Below are 20411 nucleotides of genomic sequence, written 5' to 3'. Positions count from 1 at the left end.
AGTCGGTGCCATGGGAGGCACGTCAGCGGTTACCCTTACCCGCCAGCATTAGCGCGAAGAGCTCTGCCTGAAAGCGAGCATCATCCAATGCGTTATGGTTCGGTTCGCTGAGTGGCTTCAGCGCAGCGGTCATCTTGGATGATTTTGTTTCCTGCCAGCTGCAACCTACAGCTCCCATGAAGTAGGCCTTCATGTCGATAGCGGTAAAACCAAAGGGGTTGGTTTCCAAGTATTTGTGGAAGTAGTAGTTGACGAATGACCAGTCAAACGGTGCATTGAGTCCTACGAAAATGACCTTCTGCCCCGTTTGGCAGGATGATTTCAGCCATTCACCAAATGTCAGCATCGCCTGTTGCGGAGTGAGTCCTTCGCGCTCCAGCTTCTCCAGACTCAGCCCCGATACTGCCAGTGCTTCTGGGTCGTGTTTTGGACTGTCAGGTCGTAGTTCAAGATAGATGGACGTGGCAGGTTGATCTACAAGGCAAGCTCCAATGGAAAGCAGACTGTATTCGCCTGGTATAGGTCCAGAAGTCTCGACGTCGACGGAAACATAAAGCTCATCAGGGTTCATGTCATATCCTTTTCGTGTAGTTGCCAGATCACGCTCAAGCTCGTAACCATGTGACGGTGGAAAGGCGGCAAAGCCATTGCCCCATTTTTTGCTGTTGCACTCGCTATCCGGCGTTCGAGCAGCGGCAGTGCATGTCTACCGGAGGAGTGCACGTTCCTTTGGTCAGCTCTGCGCCCGAGCATAATGATGTGTGTCATTCTCTAATCGCGGATGAGGGCCGGACAATCATGAGCGAGCGTTGGATAGTCAAGTGCCAGAATACTGAGGACGGTACTGGCGACATCATCATTGACCTACCTCCAGAGTTGCTTGACCAAATGGGGTTAGGTGTTGGGGACGACCTGGAGCTAACGGTAGCGAATGGCACATTAGTGCTGACGCCCATGGACAACGCAGCATCAGTGCGGCCCATGTTTGCTGGCGTCCTGCGTCAGGATGCCTATCATGCTTACCGCACGCGTCTGGAGGCGCTTCTTCATATCTCCGTCAATGCTTCGGATCTGGACATTCACGACATGATTGTAGCTGGCTTCTCGGCCAGCCTGATCAAGGTGCTTTGTGATGATGGAACCCTAAGCGACGAAGAACGCGACAGAATAATTCACCCAAAAGCGCTCAAAACAAAATTGGCAGCCAATCAGCTTTTAACGTTGCATGAGAGTGACCACCTGTTCCGGTTTGGACACATTACCGCCATGGCCGAGGTGATCTTCGGTGACAAAGGGAAGGCCAAACAATGGCTTTCGAAACCCAAAGCCCGTTTTTTGGGAGAAAGCCCATCGGCGATGGTCACTACATCTCACGGCACACATCTAGTCGAAGAAATGCTGATTCAGGTGTCTGAAGGCATGTCATTTTAATCCAGCCGCAGCCGAGTAGAATCAACCCAAGCGAGTACGCGATCGCAGCTGGCATTGTTAAGGCGGCGCGCTCCGTTAACTCGGGTGCCCACGGAATTGCTGAATATTTTTCTAACCTATCTTCAGATGGAGCGCTGATTCACTCGTTTCGACAGCTCTTCAGCCGACTCTTTGCGTTCGGAGTAACGGTCTACCAAGTAGTCCTGACGGTCAAGGAAAGACATGAATTATAAAGTGAGGGTTGCTACACCCGCTGATGCCTCTGACATCCAGGCTATCTATGCGCCGATGGTTTTGGACACGGTCATCTCGTTTGAGCTGACGCCACCGACTGTCGATGAGATGGCAGCACGAATAGCCGCAACACTGCCAACGTATCCCTATCTGGTAGCAGAGATGGACGGCAAGGTCGTTGGATACGCTTATGCCAGCCAGCATCGAGCCAGGGAAGCCTATCGTTGGTCGGTGGATGTCACCGTGTATGTCGACCCGTCAGTGCACCGAAAAGGGGTTGGTCGTGCCCTTTATCAGCAGCTTCTACCAGTCCTAGAGAAACAGGGGTTTCATGCAGCCTATGCCGGCATCGCCTTACCCAACGCGGGAAGCATAGGCATCCATGAAGCGCTCGGGCTCACCCAAATCGGCACCTACCCCGAGGTAGGGTTCAAGCACGGCCAATGGCATAGCGTGGGGTATTGGCGCAAAACACTTTGTGCGGTGGAGCCGCCAATAGAAATCATCCCGTTCAGTGAGATAAAGGGAGAGTAGAGGAACGAGATGTGGGATCATCTAGCTGCTATTCGTCGCCATCGGTACCAGGCGATTCGCCGGGAGCTATGCTGAAGGATGCTTCTCATTCGAATCGGTTTTTTGATTGGCCGGAGGAACGAATGAATTTGGCAGGGTTTACCTCACTGCTTTCTGCAGGGGAGAAAACAAGCGGGTGCCAACTCGCCAACCCGGACGCTGTGGCCCTGGCCAATCTGCACTTCCCTTCCCGTGCCTACTGTCTTGTTGCTGATTGGGCAATATTGGACATCGAAGTTACAACACGTCAGAGAAAAGCCATCACCGATAGAGGGTTAATCCCTGCTCTGGTTTACGCTTTGACCGTTATCCAAGATAGCAAAGGCCGCTTCCCAACTGGCGATTGGATTCGAACAACTTTGGCGGTTTCTTTCACTCATGGGTGTCTGTTTGAGACGAAGAATACGATTTATGTATTGATGGGGTTCGGTCGAAGGCTTCGTACAGATCTCGATATAGCACTTAGCCTATGTTGAGCCGTTGCAACAATGAGTGCTCATAAGTCAGCTGGTTTCACTGCACATGTTCTCGTTCGATAGGACGTGCTGGAGCGCATTGCAATTTAAACTTGAGTTCAAATTGATCAAAAAACAGGCAAAAATCCGCGTCTCAAGCCTATCTAAAATTAACTAATAATTTTGCCAGTATCTTCATATTTAACAGATAGTTATGACGATTCTGATGGGCGCCTCTATCTAGATAGCAGCTGCGCTTGGCAATAACGTTTCTCCTGTAGCCATTTTTTTTGAGGTTCCAGGCAATGAATTCCGTCCTGTTTGTGATTGATAGAGCGCTTTCGGCTGATCCGTTGAAGCTAGCGTTGTGCTGTATCTTACTTCTGAGTGCTGGTTTGCTGATGCATGCGTGGAGGTCGAAATGGGTCGTCCTGTGTCTGAATGGGCCAAAATGCCTGTCGATTGGATACGTGCAGGCGAGCTAGTCAACTTTGCGGATGAGTCCTATTCGGTAAAGTCGATGTGGTTGAAGGAGGATAAGTCCGCAAGAAACGCATGCATTTCCTCGCTCAAGCTTTACCTAGCGCTGTGCTGTCCCATACACCTGAACCAGGTGTGGGGGGCCTTTTTTAAGGTTTGTCGGTAATCAAGCCCCCACACTGGCATGCCAGTACAGGGGCTTGGGTGAGGAGCGCGTCGTCCGTGGCGTCAGAGGGTTTCATTGTCGGGCGTCTATAGGGCTGATAAGGCCAATCTAGGGCGGATGTTGGCAAAAAAGGTCAAAAAAGGTGGTGATTGTCTTTGTTCGGCGCAGGTGCTTACAGCGCTTGCAGCCAAACCGTCACGCACAGGCCACGCTGCGCTTGGGTATCACTGAACGACAACTGCACCCGTGCGCCGCTGCGCTCGGCAATCGCCTTGACGATCGACAGACCCAGCCCGGAGCCGGCCTCGTCGGTGCCCAGGCTGCGGTAGAATGGGTCGAACACCCGCGCCTGTTCCTCTGTGGCAATGCCGGGGCCGGAGTCCTTGATGTGCAGCAGTACTCCGCCTGGGGTCTGGGTCACCGAGAGGTCTATGCGCCCGCCCTCCGGGGTATAGCGAATGGCGTTGTCCACCAGGTTTTTCACCAGGGTGAACAGGTCCATCGCGTTGAAGGTCACGTGCACGTCCTGAGCGCCGTCCACGCCTATATCGAGCTGCTTGCGTTCGGCCAGCGGCAGCAGGTCTTCAAGGACCTGGCGATACACGGCATGCACCGACAGGCGGGTGTGTTCTCGTTCCGAGGTTGACTGTGCTGCCGCCAGACTCAGCAGTTGGTCAATCAGCTGGCGCCCACGCGCGATGCCCCGCAACAGCGGCACAAAACGTTCGCGGCTCATGGGCGACATATCGGTGGCGGCCAGGCGGTCTGCCTGCAACGCCAAGGCCGTCATGGGTGAGCGCAACTCGTGGGCGGCATCGGCGACAAACCGCCGCTGGATGTCCATGGACTGCGCGACGCGCGCCAGCAGGCGATTGATCGCCACCACAAACGGGCGCACTTCGGTGGGCAGGTGCTGTTCCTCGATGGGGTGCAATTCTTGATCGGCGCGTTGGTCGATCTCGGCCGCCAGCACCCCAATCGGGCGAAACAGCTTGCGCACCAAGTCGCCGACTACCAGCAACAGCACCGGGAACAGAATCAGGAACGGCAACAAACTGCGCCAGGCGGCTTCACGGGCGTCCTTGTCGCGGGCGTCGGACTCCTGGGCCACGGCGATGCGCTCGCCACCGGCGGTGGTGTGCACCAGCACGCGAAAGGCTTCACCGGCCACCTGAACCGTGGACAAGCCATCCGCCAAGCTGATGGGAAAGGGCAGGGGCAGGGCTTCATCGTTGGTTCCCGTGGCGTGTGGGCTGTCGCTCAGGCGCTGGATGATCACCCGGGTTTCTTCGTCGTCGCCGGCCAGCGTCGGGCCTTGTGGGTATTGCAGGGTCATCTGCTGGCGGTCGAACAGCATCGCCACCTGGCGCAAGGTGGCGTCCTGTTGTTCGTGAGTTTCTTCAAACGCCGAGACAAACGCAAACACGCTGGCCGCCAACGCTACCAGCAGGATCGCCAGGCACACGGTCACCGACAGCCGCAGTTGCACCGACTCACTCAAACGCTTTTTGAAACCATCCATCCCATGCCCCTGACATTCTTGATCACGTGGGTGCCCAACTTGCGCCGCAAAGCGTGAATCAGGAACTCGATGGCGTTGCTCTCCACTTCATTGCCCCAGCCATACAGGCGGTCTTCCAACTCACTGCGCGAAAGGATCGCCCCCGGGCGGATCAGCAACGCTTGCAGCAGGGCAAATTCGCGGCTGGACAACGCCACCTCGCGCTGTTCGTCGGTGTTCGCGTGCTTGCTCAGCAGGTCCAAGGTCACCACGCCATTGCCCAGCACCGACTGAGCGGTGCCACCCTTGCGGCGTAGCACGGCGCGAATGCGTGCCAGCAGTTCGGCGATGTCGAAGGGTTTGAGCAGGTAATCGTCGGCGCCCCCGTCCAGGCCGCGCAGGCGGTCGTCGAGGTTGTCGCGGGCGGTGATGATCAGCAGGGGCACGGGGTTGTTGCGCGCGCGGATGCAGTCCAGCACGTCGAGGCCGTCCTTGCCGGGCAGGCCCAGGTCAAGCAGCACCAGATCGTAGAGGTGGGTGTCGAGGGCGGCCAGGCCCGTGAGGCCGTTTTTAACCCAGTCGGCGGCATAGCTCGCATCGCTGAGCGCGCGCTGGATGGCGTCGCCAATCATGGGGTCGTCTTCGACCAGTAGAATCCGCATCTTGCTCTCCAGCACCAACGCAAACGCGGCGAGGAAGTCGCCGCGTGTGTAGTGAAGCATGTTGTCAGCCTTTCATCGAATCGAAGCCCTTGAGCAGGTCGTCCATTGCGGCCTGGCAGTCGGTCTGGTTCGGGCTGGTGTCACGCAATGCCGAGAGCGCGCGGTCGATGGCTTTATCCAGCACGTGCCAGTCACTGGCTGCACGCGGTTTGATCCCGGCTTCGGCGCTGTCCCAGCGGCTCTCCAGGTCCTTTATGCGGGCTTTGGCGCCGGCCAGGTCGTGCTTGGAGACCAGCGCCGACACGTCCGCGGCAATATTGCGGAACTCTGACAGGTCCCCTAGTTTCGAGGCCTGGCGCTGGCTGCTGCTTGAGCCGGCACTGGCTGCGTCCTTAGGTTTATCGGCAGGTTTCGAACAGCCAGTGACGATGCTCAGCAGGCCGATGGCGGAAATAATCGCGACGTGGCGGATCACGTTTCTGAGGTTAAGCATAGTGATGTCCTTGGGTTCAATGAGTAAGGGGTTTGCGGTTACCGATGCTGAATTGCGCCACGGCCACCAGCAGAACGATGACGAACAGGAACAGTGCGCTGGTCCAGCTGGCGCCCATGCCCAGGCCGCCATAAATCTTGGCCTGGGTGAGCAGGTCGCCCAGCGAAGCACCGAAGGGGCGGGTGAGGATGTAGGCGACCCAGAAGGTCAGCACGCTGTTGACGCCCATACGCCAGGCCAGCAGGGCAACGCCGATCAGCCCGGCAAACATCACCGCGCCGAGGGTGAAACCCAGGCCCAGTGCCTCGGTTGCCAGGTCGCCGGCGGCAGTGCCCAGGGCGAAGGTGCAGAGCACCGTGGTCCAGTAGAACCATTCGCGCCGTGGGGTGACGATGTCGCGGATCGACAGGCTGCGCTCGGTGCGGTACCAGAGCATAAAGTTGAGCGCGAGCAGCACCGAGAAAATCGCCGTGCTGGCATACAGGCTGACGTCGAGTTTATCGGTGAGGATATCGGTGATCTGTGTTCCGACGATGCTCACCAGCACCACGGTCAGCCAGTAGATCCACGGGGTGTAGGACTTGGTGCGCAGCTGGCCGAACAGCGCGAGCCCCAGCAGCGCGGCCATACCGAGGCTGGTTGGGCCGGCGCCGAAGCCGGCATCCACGGCGAGGTAATCCGCGCCGGTTTCGCCCACGGTGGTGGACAGTATCTTGATCACCCAGAATGACAGCGTCACCTCGGGTACTTTGTTCAGCCAACGGGCTGCTGTGGCATTCATCGGGATTACCTCTCCTTGACCGCGCGGTGGTTGGCGCAAGGGAGAAGGTACGGCACGAGACTTAGCTGAGACTGAGGGCCGGGTTTTTTATCCAAACAGCACGTGGGCGATGCCCGTGGTCGACAGGTGCACCACGCTGCCGGCCGGTGGCGCCAGCAGGCCGGCGCTGCGCACCAGGATCGTATGGCTCGGGTCAGCGTGCAACGCCACGGTCAGCGTGCAAGTGTTGCCGCCGAACTCGCACTCGGTCACCACGCCAGGGCAACCGGTGGCACTGAGGTTCACCTGCTCGGGGCGCAGCATGATCCGCGCCGTGTCGTGGCTCAGCGGGCTGTTGGTCTGGATCCGACCCAGGTCGCAGTCGGCCCAGCCGGCGTGGATACGCGCGGGCAGCACCACCGCATCCCCGAGAAACAGCGCGGTCTGCTCATCGGCCGGGTATTGGTACATCTCCATCGGGTGGCCCGACTGCACGAGGCGGCCTTGGCGCATCACCGCCAATTGGTCGGCAAACGACAGTGCTTCACTTTGATCATGGGTGACCAGGATCGTGGTGATGCCCGCGTCGCTCAGCAGGCGCGCGACCATTTTGCGCATGGCCGAGCGCAGGCCGGTGTCCAGCGCGGAAAACGGTTCATCCAGCAACATCAACCGGGGTTGCTGGGCCAAGGCCCGGGCGAGTGCCACGCGTTGCTGCTGGCCGCCAGACAGTTCATGGGGCCAGCGCCGGGCCATGTTGGCGTCGAGGGCCACGCTGTCCATCAGTTCGGCGATGCGTGTGTGCCGGGCTTCACCTTGGGTGGCAAGGCCAAAGCCGATATTGTCGGCCACCGTCATGTGCGGGAACAGCGCGCCATCCTGCGGCACATAGCCGATCTGGCGCTGGTGGGCCGGCACCGCGTGGGTGGCGTCGACCAATACCTGACCGTTGAGCGTGAGGCTGCCGGTGTCGGGGAATTCAAAGCCGGCGATCATGCGCAGCAGGGTGGTCTTGCCCGAGCCCGAAGGCCCGACGATCACTGTGCGGCTGCCGGTGGGCACCGCCAGGGAGACGTCCGCCAGGGCACGCTGGGTGCCGAAGGTCTTGCAGAGGGCGTGGAGTTCGAGGGCGTTCATCGGCCTGCCGTGCGTTTGGATTGATGGTAGAGAAGGCCGGTTAACGGCAGTGACAACAGGATCATGATCAGCGCGTAAGGCGCGGCAGCGGCGTAGTCGATTTCGCTGGTCAGCGCCCAGAAACCGGTGGCCAGGGTGCGCGTGCCGTTAGGCGCCAGCAGCAAGGTGGCGGTCAACTCGTTGGTGATCGCCAGGAACACCAGCGCCGCACCCGCAGTCGCAGCAGGCGCGGCCAGCCGCAAAGTGATCAGCCACAGGGCGCGGCCCGGCGAACGGCCGAGGCTGCGCGCCATGTTTTCCAGTTCTACCGGCGCCTGGGCGATACCCGCGCGCAGGCTCACCAGCGCCCGTGGCAGGAACATCAGCAAATAGGCGAGCAGCACGGTGATGGTGGTCTGGTAGATCGGCCGGGCGAAATGAATGGTCACTGTGACCAAGGCCAGCGCCACCACAATGCCGGGCAACGAGCTGGTGATGTAGTTGCAGCTTTCCAGGATGCGCTGTAAACGCCCTGGCGCCCGAATCGACAGCCACGCAATCGGCACCGCCGCACAGGTGGTCAGCACGGCACCGGCCACGCCCAGTAGCACGGTCTGCTCCAGCGCGGGCAGCAGTTCGTTGAACTGCCATACCTCACGGCCACCGGCGATCAGCCACTTGCCCAGGGTGATCAACGGCACACCCAGGGCCAGCGCGCAGGTCAGCCCTTGCAGGCCAAGGGCGAGCAGCGTGGTGCGCGTGCGCAGGCTCACAATACGTTGCTCGCGGGCGCTGCCGGAGCCGACCCGCGCATAACGCGCATGCCCGCGTGCGGCAGATTCCGCCGTGAGCATCGCCAAACAACACAGCGCCAGCACCGCCGCAAGCATATTGGCGGCAGGGCCGTTAAAGGTGGATTTGAACTGATCGAAAATCGCGGTGGTGAACGTATCGAAACGAATCATCGCGTACAAGCCGTATTCGGCGAGTAAATGCAGGCCCACCAGCAGTGCGCCGCCGCAGATCGCCAGGCGCAACTGCGGCAGCACCACGCGAAAAAATACCGCCCAGGGCTTGAGGCCCAGGGACTCGGCCACGTCTTCAATGGCAGGGTCGAGCCGGCGCAAGGTCGCCGCCACCGGCAAGTACAAAAACGGGAAATAGGCAATCACCGAGACCAGCACGCCGGCCGGCAAACCATGCATCGACGGCACCAGGCTGACCCAGGCGTAACTGTGCACAAACGCCGGCACCGCCAGCGGCGCAACCGCCAGCAGCGACCACACACGGCGCCCTGGCAGGTTGGTGCGCGCGGTCAGCCACGCCAGCGCAATACCCAGCACCACGCACAAGGGCAGGGTGAACACCACCAGCAACACGGTGTTGACCAGCAGTTCACCCACACGCGGACGCCACACCAACGCTTCAATCTGCGCCCAGCCGATTTGCCAGGACACGCCGATCACAAACGCAATGGGCAGCAGCGCCAGCAGCGACACCACTACTGACAAACTGGTGACCCACGTGCCCCCACGGCTTTTAAACAAACCGTGGGCGCGTTTACGCGGTTGCGCCTGCGTTAAGGCGGGAGCTAAAGGTTCAGGCAGCAATCAGAGCAGTCCGGCTTGGGTCATCAGTTCGACGGCCTTTTTGCTGTTGAGCTTGGAGGCGTCCACTTTCGGCGCGTCCAGCTGGGCCAGCGGTGTCAGCTTGGGGTTGGACTGTGCGCCCTGGCCCACGGCATATTCGAACGAGTTGCCGTCCTTGAGGATCGCCTGTCCGTCTTTGCCGGTGATCCACTTCAAGAAGGCCTGGGCCTCTTCTTTATGCTTGCTGGAGGCCAATACACCGGCGCCGGAGATGCTCACAAAGGCGCCTGGATCCTGATGTTTGAAGTAGTGCAATTGAGTGTTCTTGCTGTTTTCGCCGGTCTTGGATTGGTCGACAAAGCTGTAGTAGTGATAAATCACGCCGCTGTCGACCTGGCCGGCGTTGACGGCTTTAAGCACCGCGCTGTTGCCACGGTAGATGCTCGCGTTGGCCTTCATCGCCTTGAGCCAGTCGAGGGTGGCGGCTTCGCCTTTGAGTTCCAGCACGGCGGCGACGATAGCCTGGAAGTCGGCACCGGCCGGTGAGGCAGCCCAGCGGCCTTTCCATCTTGGCGAGGCCAGATCCAGCAGGGACTTTGGCAGCTCGGCTTCTTTGAGTTTGCTCGGATTGTACACGAACACCGTCGAACGTGCGGCGATGCCCACCCACTTGCCGTGGGCGGGGCGGTAGGCGGCGTCCACTTGTTCCAACGTGCTCGGCGCTACTGGCGCGAACAGCCCGGCGTTGTCCACCAGCACCATGGCCGGGGAGTTTTCGGTGAGGAACACGTCGGCCGGTGAGGCCGCACCTTCTTGCACAAGCTGGTTGCCCATCTCGGTGTCGTCGCCATTGCGGATGGTTACCGGAATCCCGGTTTCCTCGGTGAAGCCCTCAACCCAGGCCTTGGTCAGGCTTTCGTGCTGGGCGTTGTACACCACGATGCCGGCGGTTTCGGCGGCATACACTTGCCCGGCGCCAACCAATGCAGTGGCGAGCAGGGCTTTAGTGACGAAAGACGGTAGACGGGAAGCCATACGTTGAATGCTCCGGTTTTTATGTAGGTACGGGAAGCCCGTGAGGGGTCGATTGAGACTAGACCAATAGGAATCATTTGCATGTTGAGGCGCGGCGAATTTAGAGCCGTGAATGAGAAAAAAACGTCAAATAAACGGTTAACAAATGTGACTGGGCTTATCAGGCGACGCGGTTAGAACTATTTGAGGGGGTATTCTGTCGGCGCTTATTCTCTTGGCTGTAGGCAACTTCCCAAATGTAATTCAAACCCTCCGAGCTGGTGTCTGAGGCGTATTCGCTTGCATATATTCCGAAGCCATCTTCATTGCATTCAGGGACTCAAGGCATGGCGCATGGCTATATCAACGACCGCACCACCGACTACCACAGCTTGAAATCCCGCTTGATGGGCATGGGCATCAGCCTGCAACGTTCTGATCATTTTGATGTGTTGAACCGCCACCTGCGCCATAGTCTGGTGAGCCCGAGGCAGTTGGTGATTGTGCCCGATGCCTACAGCCTGAGCTATTCGCTGGAATAGCCCTGGTTGATGCGCTATGCCGAAGCGATTCGCCGGAACTGCATAAACGCCGCTGGCACCCAGGTGTCAACGACTATGATCTACTGCAAAGCCTGCTGGGGTACAACTCGTTAGGCATCGGCAGCGCGACGCCCACTTCTCTTCCTTACCTCCAAGAGCATCGGTGAGAGCTGTCAGGGTTGGGTGTCTTGGCTACCTACGTGACGCTTGTTCTTACGGAGATATCTCTTGGCTACCGTTAATCGTATTAACTTCAGTCCGCATGACCATTCTATTAAAACCGCCTGATTACCTACTCGTCGAATAGCCCCCGCGTAGTAATCGAAGGGCTACCACAAATTTTCTGGGTAGATGGCTTTCCCAGAAGAGAGGTCAACCTCTGGCTATGGAGAGTGCCACCAATGGTGAAGCACAGCCTCTTTTAATATGCGCTGAGCTTATGTAAAGGCGAAGTTAGATAGCGGAATTTTTCTGAGGCTGAGCGAATACGGCTCTGTCGCCGCGTTTTAAAGTTTTAAACCCTGCGTAATCTGGTTGTACATCCTGACTCTTCTGTGGTTGCTAGTGTAGCCGCCTAGTGAGGAAATCGTTCCACTTTGAATGTGGTCTAGATAGCGAAATATTTTCCGAGGCGATATGAATCTAATTCTATAACCCAACTCTGTCATCCTATCCTGAAGCTCATAGCCTGGATTGCGTTCGTCCATTTGAAAATGCAAGCCGTGCTTTTTGATCAATCTTACATTCCATAGGGTGCAAAAGCTTTTTAGATGCTTTTCTCTATATGGTTTCGGTTCCCTTGATTTTATTCCAAGCACTTTGAGACCACGCCTGGTGTAATGTTTGAAAAACCGTGATGATATTCTCCAGGCCGAGCGAAAAAAGCCTCTATCCAGTTGCTCTAAGCATCCAGCGGCTGCTACGTCTTGTTGTTCGGCGCATTGCGCGAGCATCATGTTAAAAACTTCAAGGTCATAAATGAAAGTGTCGGTATGCAAAAGAAATACATATTCCGTTTCCACGAAACCTAAAGCGAGGTCAAGAGCTCGGCCATGAGCAATATTTCCAGCCTCAGGATGCTCTGGTTTTCGCTCAATCAAGTTGATCCAACTTAAAGTTCGAAGATACTCTGCGCTTGAATCTCTAGAGTCGTTGTCCACCACATAAACAGAAATGCTTTTTTCTTGTATGACATCTTGCAGGAGTTGGAGGCATTTCTTGGTCAGATCAAGCGACTTGTAGTTAACCAAAGCAATGCTGTAGTTTGCCTTTTTTGGGTGCTGATCTTTCATAGCTAACTAACTCTCGAGTTTGATTGCCTTTGTTATAGCGGGCAACAACCAGCGAAGCCGCCCGGCTACTCCCCCCCTTCGAAAAACCATGCTCGTCCAATCCTGAAGTTTTTACATTGGATGCGCGCAATTAAACTGCCATAAAAAAAAGACTTCTTATTGCAGAACTCAATGTCTAGCTGTTTTGCTTCAGGGTATTTATTCTTTATTTATTTTGTGCCTAGAGGCTTATAATTCAGTTCCCTTGAAGATGAATTTTTTGACAGGTTTGTCGCTAGGGAGCGACGATGCTATGAGATGTGGTTGTTCCCCCAATGATCGTCGATCCTAATAGGTAGGCGAAAAATCCAGGACGTAATTCTGTAACGAAGGCGGGTCAGAGACCGCTAACGTGCATAGCGGGCGATCCAAATACAGGGACATCAGTTGAGCCAACAGGCAGGCAAGCAATCGAACGGATTGCCCGCCGATTTACGAAAGCTTTAGATATGGATCCGAGGTCTCAAACGTTTTGTGCTTTACCTATCAAGTCAACCCGGCATCCAGGCCGGGCATCGTGCACCTGTAGGGACATGTCATGTAAACGTGCCACAGCTGAAACCATACTTAAGCCCAGGCCATTGCCTGGCGTATGACGGCTGGACTCTGAGCGGTAGAGTCTACGGAAAACCGCTTCCCGTTCCTCCTCCGGTATTCCGGGCCCATGGTCACGGATACTGATTCCACAGTTGTTAGAATCTGCCGAGACTGTTACTTCGACGTCACTTCCGTCCGGTGAAAACTTGATGGCGTTATCGATGAGGTTGCAAACCGCATCAAACAGTAACTGCGAATCCCCCATTACTGTGTCGACTCCCTCGCATGGCTTGAACTCTAGATTCATACCACGTTCATCAGCGAGAGGCTCAAAGAGCTCAACTGCATCAGCGCAGATTTGATTGAAACCAACAAGGGTAAAATTACTGCGTCTAGCACTGCCTTCTATTTCTGAAATGCGCAGCAGTGCCCGGAAGGTTTGCATTAGACCCTTAGCATCCTCAATGGCTGTGTCGATGGCGCTGGCGTACTCTTTTTGCGTCAAGCTACGCCGCTGTGCACGTTCTAATCCAGCGATCAATCGAGTCAGCGGTGTTCGCAAGTCATGAGCAATATCATCACATACACCTTTGACTTCACTCATCAGCCGTTCAAGTGCATCCAGCATGCCGTTTACCACGCCGGCAATACGATCAATATCGTCGTTATTTCCCCGTGTAGGTAAACGCCCACTGAGATCACCCTCCACAATTATTTTTATGGAGCGGCTAAGTACGTCTAAACGGCGACGAGCAGATACGCCTAATGCAATCGCTCCTAGTAGCCCAACTACTATAAGTAGTGAGCCACCTGAAACCAGAGCATTGACTAAAAGTTCGTCAAATTCACGAATATCGTGAATATCCTGGCCGATCAGAAGAGTGCTTCCATCATCCAGTTTGTGAACAAGGTAGCGGATAGGCCGATCATGCCCGTTAGCTTTATCCCAGAAAAATTCCGCAGGCTTATCGTATGCACTGAACGTAGGCAGGGTTGATAGCGCCCCCGCAATCGTTGTACCAGCAGAATCGAATAGCGTATATGGGAGCCGCCCTTCGGGGTCTTGTTCCGTATGTTTAAGTATTTCTGTACGTCGTAGCGCAGGCTCTTGGGCGTTTTGGCGGTCTACCTCTCGATGCAGTGCAGTATCCACCTCTGAGATCAGATATCCGGTAGTCTGCCAATAAATATAACCAAATAACGCGAAAAACGAGCACCCAAATAATGCCAGGAACATAAGGGCTGTTCGAAAGCTGATGGTACGTGGAATCTCACTCAGGCGAACGTAGGACATAACCAGCCCCCCGAATGGTTTGGAGCATTGGAGAATCGCCCTCGCCATCAATCTTATGACGCAGACGACCAATATGAACATCTATCACATTGGTGCGGTCGTCATAACTATAATTCCAGACAGCTTCGAAGAGCATGGTTCGCGTGACGACTTGCCCAGCATGTTGAGCGAGATACTCTAGTAACGCGTATTCCCGAGGTAATAAGTCAATCTGTCTTTCGCCTCGGCGCACTGAGCGTCGTAGGAGGTCAATTTCCAGATTCCCAATGCGTAATCGACTGTCTCGATTTGCTGCGGAAGGAGGTGCCCTTCGGCGATTCAGAGCATCTAGCCTAGCAGTCAGCTCGATGAACTCGAACGGCTTTGTCAAATAGTCATCGCCTCCTGCACGAAGGCCTCGAACCCGCTCATCTAAAGCGCTTAGCGCACTGAGAATCAGAACCGGTGTGGTGATGCCGGAAGCGCGCAATGCGGTAAGCATACCTAGGCCGTCAAGCGCGCCAGGTAGCATGCGATCAAGAACAATGATGTCGAAGGTATCGCTAATGGCCGCTAACAAACCTTCACGACCATTGTTTACCAGGGTCACGTCAAAGCCGTGGTCTTGAAGGGCTGCCTCGATTTCCCGCGAGGTGACGGGATCATCCTCGATAACCAGTACATGGGTCATAGGCGTCGCGCTGAGCTCCTGGTTTGAAATTAATAGGCCGATGTAAATCAAACGACCCCTTTGATGGCATAGTGTGCCGAGTCAGTCTATACACTGAGCTTCCGACAAAATGAAAAAAAGTTTATTTAAGTCTTTGCGAGGTTTGAGTGCGTATTTTAGTCATTGAGGATGATGCTCGTACCGCTTCATACCTAGTGCGAGGACTCGGCGAGAGCGGACACGTCGTCGATGCCAGTGCAGAAGGTCGTGACGGGCTCGCGATGGCCCTTGAGGGTATCTATGACGCTTTGATCGTTGATCGATGCCTACCTGGTATGGACGGTTTGTCGCTGGTTCGAGAGTTACGCAGGGAGGGGATGCAGACACCAGTATTGATGCTCAGCGCCTTAGCCTCGACCCAGCAGCGAGTTGAGGGGCTTCAGGCGGGTTGCGACGACTACTTGGCGAAGCCCTATGCCTTTGTTGAAGTATTGGCGCGACTGGAAGGGTTATTGCGACCTAGAGATCAGCACCCTGGTAAGGCGAGTACCTTGTGTATTGGCGAACTGTGCCTTGACTCTGCAGCTCGGCAGGTAACATGGATGGGGCGAACGATATCCCTTGCTCACCGCGAAACCTTGATTCTAGAAAAACTCATGAAACATTGTGGTGAGGTTGTTACTCGCTTGATGCTACTTGAGAGTGCATGGGACTACGAATTCGATCCAAACGACAACGTTATCGATAAACATATTTATCGCCTACGTCGAAAGTTAGATGATGGATTTGGAATTTCGCTAATTGCTACCATTCCTGGCGCAGGCTATTGCCTCAACGTATCGACAAACTTATCTGAAGCTCCTGCTCGATAGTAACCTGAATCGAAGCAGCTGGGTGGTGAAATGCTTGCGTATCATTAGAGCAGCTTTTGTGCTGCCGACCAATTACTCGGATTGTCGGTGTACCCCGCAACCCGAGCAGGTCGTTTTGACTGTTTAAAGGATTAGTCCTACTGCCACACGGCGAGTAAGCGACTCTGGTTATGCGTCCTTTCGGCAGTTTTCCCGACTGCACTTCATGGCACTTAAAGCGCATGATCGAGTAGTCGGCTGCTAATGAATTTGATGAGTAGAACGCCCTATCAATTCGAACGTGCGACATCGTTGGACGCCGCTTTTTGATTGCTGGCAACGGCGGTTGCGTGTTCAGATTTTTGGTAGGTTGTCATTGCAGACGCTCTTGCGGCCTCCATCTGCGCCATTACTTTATCGCCACCGCCTTCTGCCATCGCAGCTACAGAGGCACTCATCAAGGTTACGATCAAAAGAGCTTTCAGGGTTTTCATGGCAAATCTCCAGTGTTTAGGTTCAGCCATCAGAATGTTTGCTGGCTTGGGCTAATACTAAAGCGGGCTGTATTTCACGTTCTTCCCCGAAAAATGAATTTTCTGACAGGTAAATATCTGAGGTGCGCTATGTGTGACTTTCGTATCCTGGAGGCCATTTCTTCAGACCACTATCTGCATTCTCGGCGAGTACGATAGGAATGTAGAAGTGGCCCTGCCTTTCCCGACCTCTCTTCGCCAATAACAAGTACAGGATGAAAATATGAGCAGCGATATGGAGGCGTGAGTGCCCGGTACGAAGCGCGCGAGAAATATGCTCTTGGCTTCGTATCGCTCGAAAAAGGCCTTGCTGCTCTGAATCAGTTCAGGGTGGCGGCTCGAAGGCGAGAAACCGAGAGTTTTTGGGCGGGTGTCGATGCCCTAGCCAAAACGAAAGACCATCCCCACGTCAGCACCCAACGTCGCGGCGAATACCAACGCGCAGAGCAACAAAGGCACTGAGCGCGATTATTATGGCAGTGCCTGAAACAAAGACTCCGATGATCGGAACTGACTCGGAAAGAGCCAAGAAAAATACCGCGAGATACGCAGCATGGGGATGCACCGTGAGGAACTCAATGAGCGTTGAGACAGGGACGCCATGATTCGGGGGCTGCCTATAGAGTACCGGTGATGAGACAATCGTGCCCGATAGGTCACACGACCATTCTGAAGCGGTCAACGGTAGCGGGAAATTCCTCGATGCGTTTTTCAAAGCTCCTAATTGGCTTAAGAGCAAATGCCGTATCGAGCATTTTCGATTTTTAGACCAGGCACATCTCAAGGTTGGGGCGACCACACAACGTAGTCAACAGTGACGATGAACGTCGTACGCGGAAAACTTGGCTCACACAAAACGCTGCCAAGCACCAACTCGACCTTGTAGCACTCCCCCACAAGCCGTTCAGCCATACATTTCTTCAGCGCTGCGTGCCTTGACGGCGAAGGACACCAACACTACCAACACACTGGCCAACACTAACGATGAACCAACGGTGCCAAAATCCAGACCGCCTTTTTCGTGAGACTTGGTCAAAAAATCGCCGAGTGTCGCGCCGAACGGTCGGGTCAGGACAAACGCCAACCAGAAGAGCAGCACTGTGGAAATCCTCGTGTAGAACTTGGCCAGCATCACAGCGGTAATCGCCGCCCCGATCAGCAATGCACCGCCAGCGAAGCCCAGTCCGGAGTCATCTGCCAGGTAGTCGCCTAACGCTGTGCCCAGCGTGTTGGAAATCAGAATTGCCGCCCAATAGAACACCTCGCCCTTAGTTGTGTGGATGTTGTTTACCGACAGCGTTTTCTCGCTCAAGCGCCAGGCCGCAAAAATAGCGATCAACAGGCTGATCAGAATTAGAGAGCCAGACGCATAACCTAGGCCCAAGGTACGATCCATAAAGTCCGACATGGTGGTGCCTGCGGTACTGGTGGAGAGAATAACGACCCAGTACAACACGGGATTATAACTTTTCGAAAATAGCTGCAAACCAAGTGTAATCAGGAAGGCGCTTATCAGGATCATTGAGCTGATCGCATACCCCACATTCAGCGTCATCGACAGTAAATCACCCGCAGTCTCACCGAGGGTGGTGGCGCAGATTTTCATCGCCCAGAACGCCAAGGTTATTTCTGGCAGCTTATTCAAACTGATAGGGGTGCTCATAGGGGGGTCCTGAAAACGGATTAAAGCTATAAATTACAGCGTCTAAAAACTCGCCGTTCGCACCGGACTCACATGCATCTATTAGAGACGAAAGGTATAGGTTGTGAGGGCAACGCTCAAGCTATAGCTCGATGTATGGATGAGTGCAGCTTAGGGGGTAAAAGATCAAAATTCTGTCAAATAATAATCAGGATTAAATTTATTAATCGTGTTGTCTCTGGCGTAAAATCCAGCCCTGAGGGTTTATTTTATTAACCATCCAGCAAGAAATTTTCAGCTTGTGTGTATTAGGGTTTAATCCGGCCTAGCGAGCAAATTTATTGTGTTTTTGACTTTCAATTAAATTGTCGCTGGCTATATTTTTCACGTGGGTTTTGGATGTGGGGTTCGAAATTTATATTAGCTATGAGTTCCCTATAAATTATATGTGTGAAGTATCTTCATGCAAAAATAATTTTGCATACCCAAAACTCGGATTGTCGATGCACATCGCAATCCGAGTTGAAATCTTTGATCCTTTGATCCTTTTAACCTGATAACCCCTACTGCCTGCTGCGAGCAAGCGGCTTCTTTAGTGGTTGTTTTTAGCAGGTTCTTTGGCTGTGGCCCATGGCAGTTAAAGCGCACGAGCAAGTCACAGGCTGCTAAATGATTTGATGAGAATTGCGTAATATCAATTTGTGCATTCGACATCGTTGGATGGCGCTTTCTGATTGCTGGCAACGGCGGTTGCGTGTTCAGACTGTTGGTACGTTGCCATCGCAGACTCTCTTGCGGCCTCCATCTTTGCAGTTACTGTATCACCGCCGCCTTCTGCCATCGCAGCTACAGATGCACTCATCAAGGTTACGATCAAAAGAGCTTTCAGGGTTTTCATGACAAATCTCCAGTGTTTAGGTTAGCCATCACAATGTTTGCTGGCTTGGGCTAATACTGAAGCTGGGTGCATTTCACGCTCATCCCCGCAAAATGAATTTTTTGACAGGCAGATATCCTAGGTGTGTTTTGTCTAACTCGTTGTGGCCGCGATACGTTTGACCGTATCCCCCCATGGGGGATAGGATGCCAAGGTAATTCATTGAGGCCTGAGGCTCAAGTCATGAGCGAGCACGAACACAGCCATCCCCATACCCACCAAAGTCATGAGGCGATCATCAAGCGTCTCAAACGAGCGGACGGCCATTTACGCGGCATCATCACTATGATCGAAGAGGGTCGTGAGTGCGTGGACATTGCTCAGCAGTTGCATGCGGTTGAGAAAGCCGTATGTCAGGCAAAACGAACGCTCATCCAAGATCACATTGATCACTGTCTCGAGGACACCGTTTCGGCCCTGAACAATGGCGAGCGTGCCCCGCTGGAAGCGTTCAAACAAATCACCAAGTACCTCTAGGTCTGATATGCCCAACTTCGCTGAACTCTTGCAACAGGGTGGTTCGCACGCCTGGCTGTACTTCCCGAGCGCAATTCTGCTCGGTGCTTTGCATGGGCTTGAACCGGGCCATTCAAAAACCATGATGGCGGCTTTCATCGTGGCCATCCGTGGCTCGGTAAAACAGGCCGTATTGCTGGGGCTGGCTGCAACGCTATCGCACACCGCCGTAGTGTGGCTGGTCGCCATCGGCGGCATGTATCTGGGCAAAGGCCTGGACGCTCAAACCACTGAGCCATACTTCCAGCTAGCATCCTCTGCCCTGATCATCGTAATTGCGCTGTGGATGCTTTGGCGTACATGGCGCGGTGAGCAGATGTTCAAGTTCGAGCAAGGTGATGATCACCACCATGGCGAGCATGACCACGGCCATCATGATGAAACCCACCGAATCGATACTGGCCATGGTCGTGTTGAGCTGTCGATCTTCGAAGACGGTGTGCCACCGCACTGGCGCCTGAAGACATTGACCGGGCACACTTGGGCAGCCTCAGATGTTCGTCTGATGACTACCCGTCCGGACGGCAGCACCCAGTCGTTCACCTTCGTCGAGCGCGAGGGCTTCCTGGAATCGGAAGCCGATATCCCCGAGCCTCATGAATTCAGTGCTCGCTTGAGTCTTGGGCACGCAGGGCACTCCCATGATTATGACTTGGACTACCAGGAGCATAATCACGGCCATGCACATTCCGAACTGGAAGGCTTGGAGTTATCGATTGACGGCTATCAGGATGCGCACGAACGTGCTCATGCCAACGATATCCGTAAACGCTTCACTAACCGCGAAGTCACCACCGGCCAAATCGTCATGTTCGGTCTGACTGGTGGTTTGATTCCTTGTCCGGCTGCTATCACCGTTCTGTTGCTATGTCTTCAGGTCAAAGAAGTCGCCTTGGGTGGCGTGCTAGTCCTGTGTTTTAGCATTGGTCTGGCACTCACACTGGTAACCGTCGGTGCTGCAGCCGCGATTGGCGCCAAGCAGGCGTCCAACCGTTGGCCATGGTTGGGCACCGTTGCGCGTCGTGCGCCCTACCTCTCCAGTGTCCTGATCATCGGTGTTGGTCTCTACGTGGGCTTCCATGGCTGGATCGGCTTGAACGCTTGA

At 54.9% G+C, this 20411-nt stretch carries 21 protein-coding genes and 1 pseudogene; 7 read left to right on the top strand and 15 right to left on the bottom strand.

Annotated elements, in window-relative coordinates:
* Positions 1-22: 22 nt before the first annotated feature.
* Positions 23-571, bottom strand: a complete 549-nt coding sequence (locus ACP7E3_RS03060; RefSeq protein ID WP_010565120.1) for a 3'-5' exonuclease — start codon at positions 569-571, stop codon at positions 23-25.
* Between the two features lie 227 nt (positions 572-798).
* On the opposite strand from ACP7E3_RS03060, the gene ACP7E3_RS03055 reads away from it, so the two are divergent.
* Positions 799-1431: an antitoxin Xre/MbcA/ParS toxin-binding domain-containing protein gene (locus tag ACP7E3_RS03055; RefSeq protein ID WP_017848897.1), complete on the top strand. Its 633-nt coding sequence runs from the start codon at positions 799-801 to the stop codon at positions 1429-1431.
* A gap of 122 nt (positions 1432-1553) precedes the next feature.
* On the opposite strand, the pseudogene ACP7E3_RS03050 reads toward ACP7E3_RS03055, so the two are convergent.
* Positions 1554-1643 (bottom strand): annotated as a pseudogene (locus ACP7E3_RS03050) (arsenical resistance protein ArsH); the annotation flags it as partial.
* Between the two features lie 10 nt (positions 1644-1653).
* Between ACP7E3_RS03050 and ACP7E3_RS03045 the strand changes: the two are divergent.
* Positions 1654-2199, top strand: a complete 546-nt coding sequence (locus ACP7E3_RS03045; RefSeq protein ID WP_017848896.1) for an arsinothricin resistance N-acetyltransferase ArsN1 family B — start codon at positions 1654-1656, stop codon at positions 2197-2199.
* A 122-nt stretch (positions 2200-2321) separates the two neighbouring features.
* On the top strand, positions 2322-2714 hold the full coding sequence (locus tag ACP7E3_RS03040; RefSeq protein ID WP_134939371.1) for a DUF6957 family protein: 393 nt from the start codon (positions 2322-2324) through the stop codon (positions 2712-2714).
* 797 nt (positions 2715-3511) lie between these two features.
* Here the strand turns inward: ACP7E3_RS03040 and ACP7E3_RS03035 are convergent.
* From ACP7E3_RS03035 to ACP7E3_RS03005, 7 genes are all read right to left on the bottom strand, one after another.
* Positions 3512-4861 (bottom strand): ATP-binding protein, encoded by a 1350-nt coding sequence (locus ACP7E3_RS03035; protein ID WP_017850100.1) that lies wholly within the window; start codon positions 4859-4861, stop codon positions 3512-3514.
* Entirely contained in the window at positions 4837-5502 is a 666-nt protein-coding gene (locus ACP7E3_RS03030; protein WP_026140413.1) for a response regulator, read from the bottom strand. The genes ACP7E3_RS03035 and ACP7E3_RS03030 overlap by 25 nt, the downstream gene beginning before the upstream one ends.
* 64 nt (positions 5503-5566) lie before the next feature.
* The gene (locus ACP7E3_RS03025; protein ID WP_017850098.1) at positions 5567-5995 is read right to left on the bottom strand and encodes a hypothetical protein; all 429 of its coding nucleotides are present in this window, start codon (positions 5993-5995) and stop codon (positions 5567-5569) included.
* A gap of 16 nt (positions 5996-6011) precedes the next feature.
* Positions 6012-6776: a COG4705 family protein gene (locus ACP7E3_RS03020; RefSeq protein WP_017850097.1), complete on the bottom strand. Its 765-nt coding sequence runs from the start codon at positions 6774-6776 to the stop codon at positions 6012-6014.
* 87 nt (positions 6777-6863) lie between these two features.
* A complete protein-coding gene (locus tag ACP7E3_RS03015; RefSeq protein WP_017850096.1) occupies positions 6864-7892 on the bottom strand; it encodes an ABC transporter ATP-binding protein in 1029 nt (342 codons plus the stop codon).
* The gene (locus ACP7E3_RS03010) at positions 7889-9478 is read right to left on the bottom strand and encodes an ABC transporter permease (RefSeq protein ID WP_026140412.1); all 1590 of its coding nucleotides are present in this window, start codon (positions 9476-9478) and stop codon (positions 7889-7891) included. Before ACP7E3_RS03010 ends, ACP7E3_RS03015 begins: the two co-directional genes overlap by 4 nt.
* A 3-nt stretch (positions 9479-9481) precedes the next feature.
* Positions 9482-10495: an iron ABC transporter substrate-binding protein gene (locus ACP7E3_RS03005; RefSeq protein WP_017850094.1), complete on the bottom strand. Its 1014-nt coding sequence runs from the start codon at positions 10493-10495 to the stop codon at positions 9482-9484.
* A 326-nt stretch (positions 10496-10821) separates the two neighbouring features.
* Between ACP7E3_RS03005 and ACP7E3_RS03000 the strand changes: the two genes are divergently transcribed.
* Positions 10822-11016 carry a hypothetical protein gene (locus tag ACP7E3_RS03000; RefSeq protein WP_017850093.1) on the top strand — a complete coding sequence of 65 codons (195 nt, stop codon included), beginning with the start codon at positions 10822-10824 and terminating at the stop codon, positions 11014-11016.
* 506 nt (positions 11017-11522) lie between these two features.
* On the opposite strand, the gene ACP7E3_RS02995 is transcribed toward ACP7E3_RS03000, so the two are convergent.
* From ACP7E3_RS02995 to ACP7E3_RS02985, 3 genes are all read right to left on the bottom strand, one after another.
* Positions 11523-12308 carry a glycosyltransferase gene (locus tag ACP7E3_RS02995; RefSeq protein WP_017850092.1) on the bottom strand — a complete coding sequence of 262 codons (786 nt, stop codon included), beginning with the start codon at positions 12306-12308 and terminating at the stop codon, positions 11523-11525.
* A gap of 502 nt (positions 12309-12810) precedes the next feature.
* Positions 12811-14178 carry a sensor histidine kinase gene (locus ACP7E3_RS02990; RefSeq protein ID WP_426122238.1) on the bottom strand — a complete coding sequence of 456 codons (1368 nt, stop codon included), beginning with the start codon at positions 14176-14178 and terminating at the stop codon, positions 12811-12813.
* Positions 14156-14848 (bottom strand): response regulator transcription factor, encoded by a 693-nt coding sequence (locus tag ACP7E3_RS02985; RefSeq protein WP_017850090.1) that lies wholly within the window; start codon positions 14846-14848, stop codon positions 14156-14158. Before ACP7E3_RS02985 ends, ACP7E3_RS02990 begins: the two co-directional genes overlap by 23 nt.
* A gap of 146 nt (positions 14849-14994) precedes the next feature.
* On the opposite strand from ACP7E3_RS02985, the gene ACP7E3_RS02980 reads away from it, so the two are divergent.
* Positions 14995-15699, top strand: coding sequence for a response regulator transcription factor (locus ACP7E3_RS02980; RefSeq protein ID WP_017850089.1), 705 nt, complete (start codon positions 14995-14997; stop codon positions 15697-15699).
* Positions 15700-15968: 269 nt separating this feature from the next.
* Here ACP7E3_RS02980 and ACP7E3_RS02975 read toward each other — a convergent pair whose 3' ends face one another.
* From ACP7E3_RS02975 to ACP7E3_RS02965, 3 genes are all read right to left on the bottom strand, one after another.
* Positions 15969-16172 (bottom strand): co-regulatory protein PtrA N-terminal domain-containing protein, encoded by a 204-nt coding sequence (locus tag ACP7E3_RS02975; protein ID WP_017850088.1) that lies wholly within the window; start codon positions 16170-16172, stop codon positions 15969-15971.
* Between the two features lie 943 nt (positions 16173-17115).
* Positions 17116-17856, bottom strand: a complete 741-nt coding sequence (locus ACP7E3_RS02970) for a COG4705 family protein (protein ID WP_026140410.1) — start codon at positions 17854-17856, stop codon at positions 17116-17118.
* Positions 17857-18547: 691 nt separating this feature from the next.
* Complete coding sequence (locus ACP7E3_RS02965; RefSeq protein WP_017850086.1) at positions 18548-18751, bottom strand: co-regulatory protein PtrA N-terminal domain-containing protein; 204 nt, start codon at positions 18749-18751, stop codon at positions 18548-18550.
* Between the two features lie 222 nt (positions 18752-18973).
* On the opposite strand from ACP7E3_RS02965, the gene ACP7E3_RS02960 reads away from it, so the two are divergent.
* Both ACP7E3_RS02960 and ACP7E3_RS02955 read left to right on the top strand, forming a co-directional pair.
* On the top strand, positions 18974-19267 hold the full coding sequence (locus tag ACP7E3_RS02960) for a metal-sensing transcriptional repressor (protein WP_017850085.1): 294 nt from the start codon (positions 18974-18976) through the stop codon (positions 19265-19267).
* 7 nt (positions 19268-19274) lie between these two features.
* Positions 19275-20411 (top strand): nickel/cobalt efflux protein RcnA, encoded by a 1137-nt coding sequence (locus tag ACP7E3_RS02955; RefSeq protein WP_426122234.1) that lies wholly within the window; start codon positions 19275-19277, stop codon positions 20409-20411.

The sequence above is a fragment of the Pseudomonas sp. PSPC2-3 genome (assembly GCF_049898265.1).
Lineage (GTDB): Bacteria > Pseudomonadota > Gammaproteobacteria > Pseudomonadales > Pseudomonadaceae > Aquipseudomonas > Aquipseudomonas veronii.
Note: the sequence above shows the minus strand (reverse complement) of the source record. Positions and strands in the feature narration are given on the sequence as shown.

Bases quoted from the DNA above. Each gene is read 5' to 3' on its own strand.
- ACP7E3_RS03020 (WP_017850097.1), bottom strand. From the start codon at position 6,776: ATGAATGCCACAGCAGCCCGTTGGCTGAACAAAGTACCCGAGGTGACG.
- ACP7E3_RS03000 (WP_017850093.1), top strand. From the start codon at position 10,822: ATGGCGCATGGCTATATCAACGACCGCACCACCGACTACCACAGCTTG.
- ACP7E3_RS03005 (WP_017850094.1), bottom strand. From the start codon at position 10,495: ATGGCTTCCCGTCTACCGTCTTTCGTCACTAAAGCCCTGCTCGCCACT.
- ACP7E3_RS02985 (WP_017850090.1), bottom strand. From the start codon at position 14,848: ATGACCCATGTACTGGTTATCGAGGATGATCCCGTCACCTCGCGGGAA.
- ACP7E3_RS02965 (WP_017850086.1), bottom strand. From the start codon at position 18,751: ATGAAAACCCTGAAAGCTCTTTTGATCGTAACCTTGATGAGTGCATCT.
- ACP7E3_RS03030 (WP_026140413.1), bottom strand. From the start codon at position 5,502: ATGCGGATTCTACTGGTCGAAGACGACCCCATGATTGGCGACGCCATC.
- ACP7E3_RS03040 (WP_134939371.1), top strand. From the start codon at position 2,322: ATGAATTTGGCAGGGTTTACCTCACTGCTTTCTGCAGGGGAGAAAACA.
- ACP7E3_RS02960 (WP_017850085.1), top strand. From the start codon at position 18,974: ATGAGCGAGCACGAACACAGCCATCCCCATACCCACCAAAGTCATGAG.
- ACP7E3_RS03015 (WP_017850096.1), bottom strand. From the start codon at position 7,892: ATGAACGCCCTCGAACTCCACGCCCTCTGCAAGACCTTCGGCACCCAG.
- ACP7E3_RS02955 (WP_426122234.1), top strand. From the start codon at position 19,275: ATGCCCAACTTCGCTGAACTCTTGCAACAGGGTGGTTCGCACGCCTGG.
- ACP7E3_RS02975 (WP_017850088.1), bottom strand. From the start codon at position 16,172: ATGAAAACCCTGAAAGCTCTTTTGATCGTAACCTTGATGAGTGCCTCT.
- ACP7E3_RS03035 (WP_017850100.1), bottom strand. From the start codon at position 4,861: ATGGATGGTTTCAAAAAGCGTTTGAGTGAGTCGGTGCAACTGCGGCTG.
- ACP7E3_RS02995 (WP_017850092.1), bottom strand. From the start codon at position 12,308: ATGAAAGATCAGCACCCAAAAAAGGCAAACTACAGCATTGCTTTGGTT.
- ACP7E3_RS02990 (WP_426122238.1), bottom strand. From the start codon at position 14,178: ATGTCCTACGTTCGCCTGAGTGAGATTCCACGTACCATCAGCTTTCGA.
- ACP7E3_RS03055 (WP_017848897.1), top strand. From the start codon at position 799: ATGAGCGAGCGTTGGATAGTCAAGTGCCAGAATACTGAGGACGGTACT.
- ACP7E3_RS03060 (WP_010565120.1), bottom strand. From the start codon at position 571: ATGAACCCTGATGAGCTTTATGTTTCCGTCGACGTCGAGACTTCTGGA.
- ACP7E3_RS03045 (WP_017848896.1), top strand. From the start codon at position 1,654: ATGAATTATAAAGTGAGGGTTGCTACACCCGCTGATGCCTCTGACATC.
- ACP7E3_RS03025 (WP_017850098.1), bottom strand. From the start codon at position 5,995: ATGCTTAACCTCAGAAACGTGATCCGCCACGTCGCGATTATTTCCGCC.